The organism is Rossellomorea oryzaecorticis, assembly GCF_038405515.1.
GTDB classification, from domain to species: domain Bacteria; phylum Bacillota; class Bacilli; order Bacillales; family Bacillaceae_B; genus Rossellomorea; species Rossellomorea oryzaecorticis_A.
Map to the genome: position 1 here is coordinate 77,090 of NZ_JBBYAF010000014.1, position 13,986 is coordinate 91,075.

General features: G+C 42.0%; 11 protein-coding genes. 1 reads left to right on the forward strand and 10 read right to left on the reverse strand.

All coding sequences use genetic code 11. The features are described from left to right. Positions 1-37 precede the first annotated feature (37 nt). The 5 genes from lpdA to AAEO50_RS09230 all read right to left on the reverse strand — a co-directional run bounded on the left by lpdA (position 38) and on the right by AAEO50_RS09230 (position 6,983). A complete protein-coding gene (gene lpdA / locus AAEO50_RS09210) occupies positions 38-1,462 on the reverse strand; it encodes a dihydrolipoyl dehydrogenase (protein WP_341982758.1) in 1,425 nt (474 codons plus the stop codon). Positions 1,463-1,480: 18 nt separating this feature from the next. Beyond that, complete coding sequence (buk, locus tag AAEO50_RS09215; RefSeq protein WP_341982761.1) at positions 1,481-2,587, reverse strand: butyrate kinase; 1,107 nt, start codon at positions 2,585-2,587, stop codon at positions 1,481-1,483. Between the two features lie 144 nt (positions 2,588-2,731). After that, complete coding sequence (gene bcd, locus AAEO50_RS09220) at positions 2,732-3,829, reverse strand: branched-chain amino acid dehydrogenase (protein WP_341982762.1); 1,098 nt, start codon at positions 3,827-3,829, stop codon at positions 2,732-2,734. 41 nt (positions 3,830-3,870) lie between these two features. Then, positions 3,871-4,779 (reverse strand): phosphate butyryltransferase, encoded by a 909-nt coding sequence (yqiS, locus tag AAEO50_RS09225; protein WP_341982764.1) that lies wholly within the window; start codon positions 4,777-4,779, stop codon positions 3,871-3,873. Between the two features lie 134 nt (positions 4,780-4,913). Further along, positions 4,914-6,983, reverse strand: coding sequence for a sigma 54-interacting transcriptional regulator (locus tag AAEO50_RS09230; protein WP_341982766.1), 2,070 nt, complete (start codon positions 6,981-6,983; stop codon positions 4,914-4,916). Positions 6,984-7,120: 137 nt separating this feature from the next. On the opposite strand from AAEO50_RS09230, the gene AAEO50_RS09235 reads away from it, so the two are divergent. After that, the gene (locus AAEO50_RS09235) at positions 7,121-7,360 is read left to right on the forward strand and encodes a DUF2627 domain-containing protein (RefSeq protein ID WP_341982768.1); all 240 of its coding nucleotides are present in this window, start codon (positions 7,121-7,123) and stop codon (positions 7,358-7,360) included. A 26-nt stretch (positions 7,361-7,386) separates the two neighbouring features. Here the strand turns inward: AAEO50_RS09235 and AAEO50_RS09240 are convergent, their stop codons facing one another. The 5 genes from AAEO50_RS09240 to ahrC all read right to left on the reverse strand — a co-directional run bounded on the left by AAEO50_RS09240 (position 7,387) and on the right by ahrC (position 13,672). Beyond that, complete coding sequence (locus AAEO50_RS09240; RefSeq protein ID WP_341982770.1) at positions 7,387-8,115, reverse strand: glycerophosphodiester phosphodiesterase; 729 nt, start codon at positions 8,113-8,115, stop codon at positions 7,387-7,389. Between the two features lie 158 nt (positions 8,116-8,273). Beyond that, positions 8,274-9,053 (reverse strand): sporulation transcription factor Spo0A, encoded by a 780-nt coding sequence (spo0A, locus tag AAEO50_RS09245; protein WP_341982772.1) that lies wholly within the window; start codon positions 9,051-9,053, stop codon positions 8,274-8,276. Between the two features lie 609 nt (positions 9,054-9,662). Continuing rightward, positions 9,663-10,952 carry a SpoIVB peptidase gene (spoIVB, locus tag AAEO50_RS09250; protein WP_341982774.1) on the reverse strand — a complete coding sequence of 430 codons (1,290 nt, stop codon included), beginning with the start codon at positions 10,950-10,952 and terminating at the stop codon, positions 9,663-9,665. 123 nt (positions 10,953-11,075) lie between these two features. Beyond that, positions 11,076-12,782, reverse strand: a complete 1,707-nt coding sequence (recN, locus tag AAEO50_RS09255; protein WP_341982776.1) for a DNA repair protein RecN — start codon at positions 12,780-12,782, stop codon at positions 11,076-11,078. Positions 12,783-13,222: 440 nt separating this feature from the next. Beyond that, entirely contained in the window at positions 13,223-13,672 is a 450-nt protein-coding gene (gene ahrC / locus AAEO50_RS09260; protein ID WP_341982792.1) for a transcriptional regulator AhrC/ArgR, read from the reverse strand. Between the last annotated feature and the right edge of the window lie 314 nt (positions 13,673-13,986).

A 13,986-nucleotide genomic window follows, 5' to 3' on the forward strand; every position in this document is an offset into this window, starting at 1 on the left:
GGAAAAACACTTCCCCCCTCTGAATATATTTTGATTATTAAGAATGAATCGCTTTCCCATCCACTGCCAGTGCAGCTTCCCCGATCGCTTCCGATAGAGAAGGATGAGGGTGAATCGTATGACCGATTTCCCATGGAGTGGCATCGAGAACACGAGCAAGTCCAGCTTCGGAAATCATATCGGTAACATGCGGACCGATCATGTGAACCCCAAGGATATCGTCAGTGTCTTTATCAGCTATGATCTTTACGAAACCATCGGATTCACCGTATACAAGTGCTTTACCAATGGCTCTGAAGCTGAATTTCCCTATCTTAAGTTCGAACCCTTTTTCCTTCGCCTCTTGTTCGGTCATTCCGACACTGGCAATTTCCGGGCTGCTGTAGATGCATTTCGAAATAAGTGAATAATCAATCGTCTGGGGCTTTTCATTTGCCATGTGCTCGACGGCTGTAATTCCTTCATGTGAAGCGACATGGGCTAATTGGAGACCGCCGATGACATCACCGATTGCGTAAATATGTGATTCTTTTGTTTGGAAGAAGTCATTTACTTCAACAAAGCCGTTTTCCACTTTGATGTCAGTGTTTTCTAGTCCAATACCTTCTACATTTGCTTGTCTTCCAACTGAGACAAGGATTTTTTCTGCAGTGAATGATTTCTCTTCACCTTTATGTTCAGCATTGATCGTTACAGTTCCTTCACCCTTTTGTAACGTTTCCGAAAGTACTTTTGCACCTGTGACGATTTTGACGCCCTTTTTCTTCATTAAACGCTGCATTTCTTTTGATATTTCATGATCTTCAGTAGGTACGATCTTATCTGCGTACTCAACCACTGTTACCTCAACATCGAAGTCAGATAGCATGGAAGCCCACTCAATTCCGATCACACCTCCGCCAACAATGATGATCGACTTCGGCAGCTGTTCAAGTGACAGCGCTTCATCGGAAGATAAGACATATTCCCCGTCAATATCGAGACCCGGCAGCGAACGCGGACGTGAACCCGTTGCTACAATGACGTTTTTCGGAATCAACATTTCATTCTCTTCGCCGTTATTCATTTCAACTGAAATTGTACCTGGCATCGGAGAAAAGATGGAAGGCCCCAAAATACGGCCGAGCCCTTCAAATACATCGATCTTACCTTGTTTCATTAAGTGCTGCACACCTTTATGAAGCTGTTCGACGATTCCATCCTTTCGGGATTGAACTTTTTCAAAATCAAGCTCCACTCCGTTGATTTTCACACCGAAGCTGTCACTGTGCTTTGCAGTCGCATAGACCTCAGCACTTCTTAAAAGAGCTTTACTCGGAATGCATCCTCTATGGAGACAGGTTCCACCGAGTTTCCCCTTTTCAACGATCGCTGTTTTCAAACCTAATTGTGACGCGCGGATAGCGGCAACATAACCGCCTGTTCCACCGCCCAGAATGACTAAATCATATTCTTGTGCCAAAGCTGCATCCTCCTCAATCTATACTGTTGCTTCTTCTTTTACCGTACCCGGGTAAACCTTATAGTTTTCTTCATCTTTCAAGACTCTGAGCGCACCTTCAGCCAGTGCCTGCAGTTCATTCTCCCCAGGCTGGATAATGACATCTGCTATCCAGTTAATGCGTTCGCTTATGGCCTTGACGAATTCCTTACCATAGGCGAGTCCCCCGGTTAAAACGATTGCATCAACTCTGCCGTTCAGTACAGCACTGGCGGAACCTATTTCTTTAGCGATTTGATAAGCCATTGCATCATATACCTTTTTTGCTTTTTCATCACCGTTTTCAATCATTTTCTCGACTTTTACAGCATCACTTGTACCAAGATATCCTACCAGTCCACCTTGACCGACAAGCTTTTTCATGATTTCATCACGATAATAATCTCCTGAGAAACATAAATGAACGAGATCTCCTGCAGGTACTGTACCTGCTCTTTCAGGGCTGAATGGACCATCGCCATGCAAACCATTGTTCACATCGATTACTCTTCCATTTTGATGGGTCCCTACTGTGATTCCTCCGCCCATATGTGTAATGATCAAATTAAGATCTTCATATTTTTTCCCTAATTGCTTAGCGACTCTTCTTGCTACAGCTTTTTGGTTTAATGCATGAAAGATGCTTTTTCTTTCAATTAAAGAAAAGCCTGATATTCTCGCCAATGGCTGAAGCTCGTCTACTACGACAGGATCGACAATATAGGAAGGGATATTCAAGCCTGAAGCAATTTCAAAAGCCAATATGCCGCCAAGATTGGACGCATGCTGACCTGAATATCCTTCTCTAAGATCTTTAAGCATTTCATCATTCACCAAATATGTTCCGCCTTCAATCGGTCTAAGCAATCCTCCGCGGCCGCAGACTGCACTTAATTTACTAATGTTGATTCCTTCTTCATCAAGTGTTTGAAGAATCGTATTCTTTCGGAACTCATATTGATCAATGATATTTGGAAATTCGTTAATTTTTTCAGTTTCATGCCTTATTGTTTTTTCAAAAATGGATCGGTCATCATCGAACACACCAATCTTTGTTGATGTCGATCCGGGATTTATGACTAATATGCGATGTTTCGTTTCCTGCACTGCTGTTACCTCCATTTGGGTAGCTGTAATGTTTTGTTCTGAATTGAAATTTCCCCCTATGATAGATAACCCCTTGTTCCCATCGATACCTTTGCACCAGGTAAGAAACGCTTCACTTCAAAGAAGTCAAGCGTTCTATATTTATTATCCGCGTCTGCTTAAAATGTGTTGACCATTTTGCAAGAATTGGCTTCTTGAACGGCGCATTTTTTCTATTCTTTCTTCCGCCATTTTGTCTGCAGCCACATAAGTAGGTACGTTATCACGCTTTGCAATTTCAATTACACGCTCAACGTTGTTATAAACCTGTTCTACTTTTTTCATTGCTCTTTCGCTGTTGTAACCATACAGTTCATCGGCAACATTGATTACGCCGCCTGCATTGATGACATAATCAGGAGCGTAGACGATACCCATCTCATGAATAGCATCTCCATGACGTGTTTCCTTTAATTGGTTGTTTGCAGCCCCTGCAATCACTTTCGCCTTGATTTGAGAAATCGTTTCATCATTGATGATTGCACCCAGGGCACATGGTGCAAAAATATCACAGTCAACACTGTAAATCTCTGAAGGATCAACCGCTTTTGCACCAAAGTCGTTTACTGCACGGTCTACAGACTCTTTATGAATATCAGTCACAATGAGGTTAGCACCTTCTTCATGAAGATGTTTACACATGTTGTATGCTACGTTTCCTACACCTTGAACGGCAATCGTCTTTCCTTCAAGCGAGTCTGTTCCAAACGCTGCTTTAGCAGCCGCTTTCATGCCGCGGTATACACCGTAAGCAGTGACAGGTGAAGGGTTGCCAGAAGAACCGAATGCAGGTGAGATCCCAGTTACATAATCCGTTTCTTCATGGATGAGGTCCATATCCGCCACAGTAGTACCTACGTCCTCAGCTGTAATATAGCGTCCATTCAGCCCTTGGATATAACGTCCGAAAGCGCGGAACATTTCTTCGTTCTTATCTTTTCGCGGATCACCGATGATAACGGTTTTCCCTCCGCCAAGATTAAGACCGGCAGCAGCATTCTTGTAAGTCATTCCTCTGGCTAAGCGAAGAGCATCTTCAATTGCCGCTTCTTCCGAATCATATGTCCACATGCGTGTCCCGCCAAGTGCAGGTCCAAGTGTTGTATCATGGATTGCGATGATTGCTTTTAAACCTGATACTTCGTCTTGACAAAATACTAATTGCTCATAATCGTAGTTTTCCATATAGCTAAAAATTTTCATTCTGAATTCCTCCCCAGGATCTTTTAAGTTTTAAAACCAATTTAATTATTTGAAACAGAGCAAATCGCCAGTGCAAGTGAATATAATTTACTTTCGGCACTGTCGGCTCTGGATGTTAACACAATAGGTGCTTTGGCACCGGCAATCACAGCCCCCACCTTCGCTTTCGCAAAGTAAATGAGTGACTTGTATAATGCATTTCCAGTTTCAATATTCGGGACTAGTAAAATGTCTGCTTGTCCAGCTACCTCACTTTGAATCCCTTTATGTTCCGCTGCGTGCTGAGAGATGGCATTATCAAGAGCAAGCGGACCATCGACTACACAATCTTTAATTTGTCCCCTTTGATTCATCATCGTTAAAGATGCAGCATCAAGTGTCGCCTGCATAGCAGGATTCACTACTTCCACCGCAGCAAGCGGTGCCACTTTCGGCAGTGAAACTCCAATTGAGGATGCCACGCTGACCGCATTTTCGATGATTTGTGTCTTTTGGCTTAAATCAGGCATGATGTTCATTGCAGCATCTGTCACAAAGATCAATTTATTAAAGCCTGACACTTCAAAAGCCGCAACATGCGAAAGGACATTTCCGGTACGAAGTCCCCATTCTTTATTCAATACAGCTTTTAAGATAACGGCAGTAGGGACATTGCCTTTCATCAATGCACCAGCTTCGTTTTCCCTGACAGCTTTGACAGCAAGTTCAGCTGCTTTCTGAGGCGAAGCTGCATGTTTGATTTTTATAGCCCCGCTTGATTTCAAGTGCGGCACATTCTCATCTATTATGGCTTCAATCTTTTCTTTATCACCAAACAAAATAAATTCGGCCATATCTCTCTGTACTGCCATACCGACAGCCCCAAGTACTTCTTTATCCTCTGCTGCCGCTACAGCTACAACAGAATGTTCTTTTTGGGTTGCTTTTTCCACTAAAGATTGTAAATTCATGAATGTATGTTCAACCCCTTCAAAAAAATATGTTCCCACTCATTATACATGCAAGAACCGTGCCAAGTTTAAAATCCATGAAAACGCTTTACTTCCGGCAAGGAAACCATGAAATTTCTTTCGTACCCTGCAAATTATTTCATGCTATTTGTTTCAATGTTATATTTTTCAAGCTTGTAATACAAGTTTCTGACTGATACATTCAATATTTTTGCAGCAGCAGTTTTATTACCATTATTCTGCTCTAAAACGTCTTGAATTATCTTTTTTTCATACTCTTCAAGCTGGGAATTTAAATCCCTTGCCGCCGGAACGAGCCCTTCCCTGTTTTTGCCGGCAATTTCTTTGGCGGTGCTTTCCAACGGAGGGAGGTGGTGCAGGTCTATAGCCGTTTCATTATATTTCATAAAAATCATCGCACGGCCAAGAACATTCTCAAGCTCTCTTACATTACCAGGCCAGTGATAGTCCATCAGTCTGCTTATAGCTCTATCAGTTATTCCATCAACATTTCTTCCATAGTCCTGATTGAGCTTTGAAATCAGGCTATCAGAAATAAGCGGAATGTCACTCTTTCGGCTTCTGAGCGGCGGGATTTGAATCGGCATCCGATTTAAGCGGTAATACAAATCCTCCCTGAAGGTTCCGTCAGCAATCCCTTTTTCCAAGTTGACGTTTGTTGCAGCAATCACACGAACATTAATGCTGATGGATTTCGTCCCTCCCACTCGAACGATTTCATTCTCCTGGAGCACCCTTAATAATTTCGCCTGGGTATTCGCACTGAGTTCACCGATTTCATCCAGGAAGATGCTGCCCTTGTCGGCTTCTTCAAATAATCCCCGTTTCCCTCCGCGCTTTGCTCCTGAGAATGCACCTTCTTCATAACCGAACAATTCGCTTTCCAGCAAATTTTCTGAGATGGCAGCACAATTCACTCGCAAGAACTTATTAAATTTACGGTCACTTGCATTATGTATGGCGTGCGCGAATAATTCCTTCCCCGTTCCGGATTCTCCCCTTAATAGCACAGTTGCCGGGGTTTTCGCCCCAAGCTTTGCTTGTTCGACCGCAATCTGCATCTCTTCCGATTCACCAATTATATCCTCAAACATATATTTGGCTTCAAGGGTGCGGATGATTCTCCTGGCCCGGTCCAATTCCTGTGTAAGCGACTGGATTTCAGACATGTCATGGATGACGCCGACGCTTCCTTTCAGCTTTCCATTTACTATGATAGGAGCGACATTCACGATGACCTCTTTACGTTTTGGCCCTACTCTCATCTTCGTCCCGCGGATTGCCCTCCTTGTCTGAAGTACTTTAAGGTGGATACTCTCACCTTCAGAAATATCAGCGGTAGCAGGCTTTCCGATTACCTCATCCCGGGTCAAACCAGTAATCCTCGTATAAGCAGGATTGATCAAGATCCCTTTCCCTTCTTCGTCAACAACTGAAATGGCATCATCACTTGAATGTATGATAGCTTCAAGCATCGTCTGTATTTCTTTAAGGTTTGTTATTTCCTCTGCGAGATTCACTACTTCTGTAATATCCTTGAAGACAGTGAATGCCCCCATGATTTCTTCATTTTCTGTAATCATGGGAATACGATTCGAAATGATTTTCAGACCATTCCGCAAGACGACTTCCTGATTGACTTCGGTCCGTCTCGTTTCCAGGGTAGTCGTAAGCTTGCTTTCAGGAATTACTTCGTTGATGTGCTTACCGATTACTTCTTCACTATTTATGCCTATCATACGTTCAGCACTTCTATTGAAGAGCATGACTGTCCCTTTATTGTCTATACCCACCATACCATCATCAGTTGAGTTGAAAATCAGATCCCTCTTAAATGATTCACTTGTCAATTGGTGAATAAGGTCTTCTTTTTCTTCCAAAAGTTTAGAAATTAGGAATGCGACGCTGCCTGGTATAAGCACAGTGTTCTTTCCTCTTTTTTCTCTGACGCCTTCAAAGACTTTTTGATCTCCTGTAACTTCGATCACGATATCAACCGAATCATGCAGGAATTCTCTCCAATCACTGCCGCAGGGAATTCCCCACTCTTCTGCAAGGCGTAAACCCATCGCATCTTCATTTAAATCCGTTATACCAATCACTTTCATCAAGGAAACTTCATGGAGGATTTTCAAGATGGCTGTACCACCCTTGCCTCCCCCGATGATTAGAACCTTCTGCAATTTATTTCACCCCGAATTTTTCCATCTGCAATTTATTTCATATTCGATTTATATTTTACACCACTGTCTCCCGCTTGACAATTTTCTAGATGAAGTTAGAATTTCTAGTAGTGAGAAAAAAAGGAGTTATGTCCATAATGGTACGTATTATTGCATTAATGATCATGCTGATACCTGGTGCACTGGCAGCACTCGGGATCAAATTAATGAGAGATATGCTATTCGGGATCTTACAGCCTCCCATTCCGTTTTTGGGACTGCAATTTATTATAGGATTGATATTCTTTTTAGCAGGACTGGGCTTCATCGCAGGATTTGTCCTGCATCGGGACCGGAAACGAAACAAAGTACAGAATCGTTTCAATAAAAAAAGCTAGCGTTACATTACGCTAGCTTTTTCATATTACAGCTCCGTCCTTATTTTGATTGCCTTTTCAGGATAGTCCGTGACGATGGCCGAGCAACCGAGATTGAACAGGCGTTTCATCTGGTGTGCTTTATTGACGGTATATGGCCTGACACAAATTCCGTTTCTTATTGATTCTGTAATGATTTCATCAGAAGCCACTTTCTTATTGGGGTGAATCCCCTTCGCTCCAAGAGACTGGGCATAGACCCAAGGCATATACAGACCTGTCGAATACAACGGTGCTATTTCAATCATCGGATCAAGACGACTGCATGCCACGATGGAATAGTGATTGAAAGAAGAAATGATAATGCGGTCGGAGTAACCGTAATCATTAATCATCGTTATTACTTTTTCTTCCATTCCCTCGTAATCCATAATGCTGTTTTTCAGTTCTATATTACATACCAGGCTGTTATTCTTCATCCAATCAAAGACTTCAATCAAGGTAGGGATTTTGTGTTTATTGAATAATTTCTTTTTGAATGTATAATTTGCGTGTAATTTTCTCAAATCCTTTAAATGGGAGTCTTTTATATATCCTTTACCATTTGTTGTCCTGTCAACCGTTTCATCATGAATGACCACGACTTCTCCATCCTTGGTCAATTGAACATCAAGTTCTATGCCATCCGCGCCAACTCTTTCCGCTTCCAGAAAGGCATCCATTGTATTCTCAGGATGAGTTCCGGCAGACCCTCTGTGTGCAAATATCAACGTCACTCGCTTCACTTCCCGTGTTCGTTTTATTACTCTTGATTTACCCTTAGTTCCTTTATTATATGTTTAATCATACGCGGAAAGAAATAAAAAACCCAATAAATCGTGGATTCATCGGGTTCATTTACTATTCAGAATGTAAGAGAGCTTCATTTATCCTTTCAAGAGGCTTTGTGCTCCAGTCTAAGCTTATCAGCCACCATCGCAATGAATTCAGAATTGGTCGGTTTCGCTTTTGACATGCTCACTGTATAACCGAATAATGAAGAAATGGAATCTATGTTGCCTCTGCTCCAAGCCACTTCAATGGCATGGCGGATCGCACGTTCAACACGTGAGGCAGTTGTATTGTATTTCTTTGCAATATCAGGATAAAGGACCTTCGTGATGGAACCAAGCAGCTCAATATCGTTATATACCATCGAAATGGCTTCTCTCAAGTAAAGATACCCTTTAATATGTGCAGGGACACCTATTTCATGAATAATGCTCGTAATACTTGCATCTAAGTTTCTAGGTTTAGATTCTGTAGTTAGTCTGGATGAGGAATGTTTTTTGATGATCGGATTTGATTTTCCGCTTACTTGTCTAATATGACTGACGAGATTTTCCATATCAAAAGGCTTCAGGATAAAGTAAGACGCACCAAGATCCACGGCTTTTTTCGTAACATCTTCCTGGCCGAACGCTGTCAGCATAATGACATTTGGGATTTTTCTCTTTTCGCGCATGCGTTCCAGTACAGCAAGGCCGTCCAAGTGAGGCATAATTATATCTAGAACCAATACATCAGGGTCCACTTCTTCCATCAAATCCAAGCATTCTTGACCATTATGGGCGATTCCTACCACTTCCATATCATCCTGTGATGCAATATAGTCTTCCAGTAAAGATGTTAATTCCCGGTTATCATCCACAACACACACTTTAATTGATTTCACTACAGGGTTCCTCCTCGAATCCATTTTAATTCATGTCTATATTTTTTATTCTAAATTACTTTTTCGACAATGCAACCAAAAATCCTTTTATTTTTTAAAAAATACCAAAAAATATATTATTTTCTCTTATTTACTTTGTTTTCCTCTATTTTTCGACCTGTTTCGCTAAACGGATTAACTTTTGTCGAATAATCTTTATTTTATCAATATTGTGGTGTTCTTACAATTTCTTATGACGATATCATAATATGTACTTTGATCACCGCTGTTGATTTCCGTACAAGACTTCGCTTTCCGCGGGTGACCCGTGAGCCTCCTCGGCTTTGCCTGCGGGAAGAAAAGGGCTTTATTTAGAGGCGGGTGGCATAAGGCGAATCGGCCAAGAAGGCGTTCTTTGCCTTCTTGGCCGGTTTGACTTATGACATGTACCTCTAAGACCTGTAGCTGGACAAGTCTCACATAAGCTACTCTTCCCGCAGGAGTCTTCGTCTTGCACTCCAATCAACAGCTAGAGCCAGTTATGCCATAGCCCTTAAATACTTAAGAACCATTATAAAAAAAGAACCCTCTAAAGCACCGTTGCTGCGGCACTATATAGGGTTTGAAAAGTTAACTTGCTCTTTGGTGATTTTGTTTGTAAATGTCTATTCCGGCCTCGCTTAACATCCATTCTATATGAACTCCGTAGCCGCTTGTCGGATCGTTTACAAATACATGGGTGACTGCACCGATTAATTTGCCGTTTTGAATAATCGGACTGCCGCTCATCCCTTGTACAATCCCACCGGTTTTTTCTAATAACTCAGGGTCCGTAACTTTAATGACCATTCCTTTAGTGGCAGGGAATTTTTGAGGGATTGTACTCACAATTTCCACATCATATTGTTCCACTTTGCTTCCGTCCACAACCGTAAGAATCTGGGCTGGACCTTCTTTTACCTGATGTGACAATGCAATTTGCATCGGCTTATCCAAGATATTATTTTCCACCGATTGATTGAGTTCTCCAAAAATTCCGAAAGGGCTGTTGCGGGTAATGTTGCCGATTACATTTCTGTCTGCCGCAAATCTGGCAAGTTTCTCGCCCGGTTTCCCACCGCTGCCTTTCTCGATGGAAGTCACTTCAGAATGAACGATTTCACCGTCATCTACCACGATTGGTTTTTTTGTGTCCATATCTGAAATTACGTGTCCCAGTGCCCCATACTTTTTGGAGTGCGGATCAAAAAATGTCATTGTTCCGATACCGGCTGCAGAATCACGGATGTATAATCCGAGTTTATACGCCGATTCCCCTTTTTCCTTTAAGGGAAGCAAGGACGTTTTTACGATTTCGTCTTCTCTTTTAATAACCACTTGCATGCTTTTGGCTTCTTCGCCGGCTTTTTGCACGAATGGTGCAACATCGGCAAGTTGTTCAATTTTCTTTCCGTTAATTTCAGTGATCATATCCCCAACCTGGATTCCGGCTTTTTCCCCGGGTGATACTTTTCCTTCAGTTGTCTCAACGAGATGGTGACCGACCACCAGCACTCCGACGGTATTTAATTTCACCCCAATTGACTGACCGCCCGGTATGACTTTAAAATCCTTCAGTACTTCCACATTCACTTTCTTGATGGGAAGGCCGGCCAATTCAAGCACTACCTCATCTTTCCCGACCGATTTTCCCCGAATGGACAGAAGACCTTTTTCTTCACTGACTTGAACACTCTTATTGGTAAACGAACCCATAGCAGTAACGGATGAAGCCTTAGGGAGAGCAACTTGATCCCCTTCCATTACCCTGATTGAATTCGGAATATTGACTAATTGTTGAACAGGTTCATAAAAACCAAACAAACAAAGCGAAACAAGGAGAATTCCACCTATACATTTCCTTAACCAGTCTAATCTCACTACTTTCACTCTCCTCGCTTCAATTGCACACTCACTAACTTGGCTACAGTTTTAATTTTGCCTTTAAAAGCTACATTTATAACTGGTAATAAAGAAAAAAAGCTACCCTATATGGATAGCTTTTCATGTCTCTTTTATAGAACTGGCCAATTGCAGCAGCTCTTTTGCATGCTCTTGTGTTAAATCGGTAATTTCGACACCAGAAATCATCCGCGAAATTTCGTTTACTTTTTCATCTTCCCCCAACCGTTTGACAGCGGTACTTGTCCTGCCTTTACTAAGCTGTTTGGATATAAACAAATGACTGTCAGCCATAGCAGCCACCTGAGGCAGATGAGAGATACACATGACTTGTGAATGAGTGGCAACCTGATAAATTTTTTCTGCAATCGCTTGGGCCACTCTTCCGCTTACACCAGTATCGACTTCGTCAAAAATAATTGAAGTAATTCCCTGATGTTTGGAGAAAATAGTCTTAAGGGCTAGCATGATCCTTGAAAGTTCTCCCCCTGAAGCTACTTTAGAAAGTGGTTTTAACGGTTCGCCAGGGTTGGTGGAAATATAAAATTCAACATGGTCCCATCCATCTTTTTTAAACTGGGAGAAGGAGAATGATGTTTCTTTTCTGCTGCTGAAGCGCACTTCAAATTTCGTTTTATCCATATAAAGCTGCTTTAGCTGCTCGTGTATGCTTACAGTTAATTTTTTCGCCCATTTCTTTCTGGACTGAGTTAAGTTTTTTGCTTCTATGACTAAGTCTTTCTCAAGAGACTGCATTTTATTTTGGAGTTCTTCGATGTGAGAATCTTTGTTCAAGATCGTTTCGATTTCTTCTTCGATCTTTGAACTGTAGGCTAAGATTTCCTCTACTGAGGAGCCGTATTTTCTTTTCAATCCATTAATTTCATTCAGTCTCGTTTCGATAAGATCCAATCGATCCGGCTCAAATTCCAGTTGATCCAAATCACCTCTGATTTGATGGACAGCATCCTCCAGGACATAAAATGCATTTGATACCGCTTCAAGGGTTTTCTGATACTGACTGTCGAGATCGGCCGCTGTTTCCAGATGACTCATCGCCAAGCCCGTCCAATCAAGCCCTTTCCCTTCGCCCTGAATACTGCTATAGGAAGTTTGAAGTGCCTCATATAACCTTTCGAAATTCATCAGCTTTCGCTTCTCTTCTAAAAGCTCTTCGTCCTCGTTCAGCTTCAAATCTGCTTCCTGTATTTCTTTCAGCTGAAACTTGATGAGATCTAACCGGTGTGCCATTTCTTGTTCACTTTCATTCAGTCTGGTCAGTTGTTTATATATGGAGCTGTACTCTTTATAGATTTCCCGGTAAGAGACTAAATTAGTATGGATTTCTTTGCCTCCAAATTGATCAAGAAGAGGTAAGTGCAGATGTTCATTCATTAATTCCTGATGCTCATGCTGCCCGTGTATATCGATTAGCGCGCCGCCTATTTCTCTCATGATGGCGATGGTGACCAACTTACCATTTACTCTGCATACACTTTTTCCGCTATTCGATATCTCTCTTCGGAGAACAATCATTCCTTCTTCTATCTCAATCCCAAAGTTTGAAGCTTTTTCATAACAAGGGTGCGCTTCATCATCGAGAATAAATAAACCTTCTATCTCTGCTTTTTTCTCTCCATGGCGGACATATTCTGCCGATCCCCTTCCACCTACCAGAAGATGGATGGCGTCAATGATGATGGATTTACCTGCACCTGTTTCTCCTGACAGTACTGTTAAACCTTCTTCAAATGAAAGAGCCAATGCGTCGATGATGGCAAAATTTTTAATGGATAATTCTTGTAACAAGAAACATTCACCTCAGTTGATAAGGTAGTTATTTTTTATGGATAGGCAAAATTCTTTGTTAAACACCGCTGTTGATTTCCGTGCAAGACTTCGCTTTCCGCGGGCGGCCGGTGAGCCTCCTCGTCGCTTTGCTCCTGCGGGTCTAAAAAGCGGAGGCGGCTTGCTCAGCCCCGACAAGCATAAGATGAATGGACCTGGAAGGCGCCTAGCTTCTTGGACCATTTAGCTTATGACCTCGAGGGGCTAGCCGTGAGAGCTGGACAGGTCTCACCTGTCTCGCTTTTCCCGCAGGAGTCTTCGTCTTGCACTCCAATCAACAGCTGGAACGGTAAAAAAATAACCATAATTTACAGAACTATATTAAAGAAAACTGAAAAGAGGGTGAAATATTTCCACCCGTTTTTATATGAATATTATTGTCTTTTAAATAAAACTGTCTTTTATAACATATCAAGAAAACGTTCTGTAATGACTTTCGTTTCGCCTTCTGTTCTGCAGATGATTAGACATGTGTCATCTCCACAGATGGTTCCCAGGATTTCTTCCCAGTCCAGGTTATCGATCAAAGCCCCTATTGCATTGGCATTACCAGGAAGGGTTTTCATTACAAGCATGTGGCCTGCTGTATCTATCTTAACGAATGCATCCGTCAACGTTCTTTTCAGTTTTTGCAGAGGATTAAAACGCTGATCGGCTGGGAGGCTGTATTTATATCTCCCATCCATCAAAGGCACTTTAACTAAGTGCAATTCTTTAATATCCCTGGATACAGTGGCTTGAGTTACATTGAAGCCTGAATTTTTAAGGCTTTCAACCAGCTCATCCTGCGTCTCGACATCTCTATTTGTAATGATTTCCCGAATTTTTATATGTCTTTGCCCTTTGTTCATCATAGAACTTACACCTCTTACCTAGAATTGAGCCTGTATATTTATACCTCTACGCTTATAGTAGCCTATTTTATGTATAAGTACAACAGAAAAGCGGAGGCGGAGACAAGGATAACCTTTACCATAGCTATACGTAAAAACAAAATAATGAAAATGGGACAAAACACAAAACAACTATCTAAAAACGAACATTTCTCTGATGACTATGAATACCGCTAATGATTTCCGTGCAAGACTTCGCTTTCCGCGGGTAGCCCGTGAGCCTCCTCGTCGCGTTCGCTCCTGCGGGGTCTCACATAAGCTACTCTTCCCGC

What these genes read in the sequence shown, in the direction of transcription:
- ahrC (WP_341982792.1), bottom strand. Translation starts at nt 13,672, where the DNA reads ATGAACAAAGGGCAAAGACATATAAAAATTCGGGAAATCATTACAAAT.
- AAEO50_RS09235 (WP_341982768.1), top strand. Translation starts at nt 7,121, where the DNA reads ATGGTACGTATTATTGCATTAATGATCATGCTGATACCTGGTGCACTG.
- bcd (WP_341982762.1), bottom strand. Translation starts at nt 3,829, where the DNA reads ATGAAAATTTTTAGCTATATGGAAAACTACGATTATGAGCAATTAGTA.
- yqiS (WP_341982764.1), bottom strand. Translation starts at nt 4,779, where the DNA reads ATGAATTTACAATCTTTAGTGGAAAAAGCAACCCAAAAAGAACATTCT.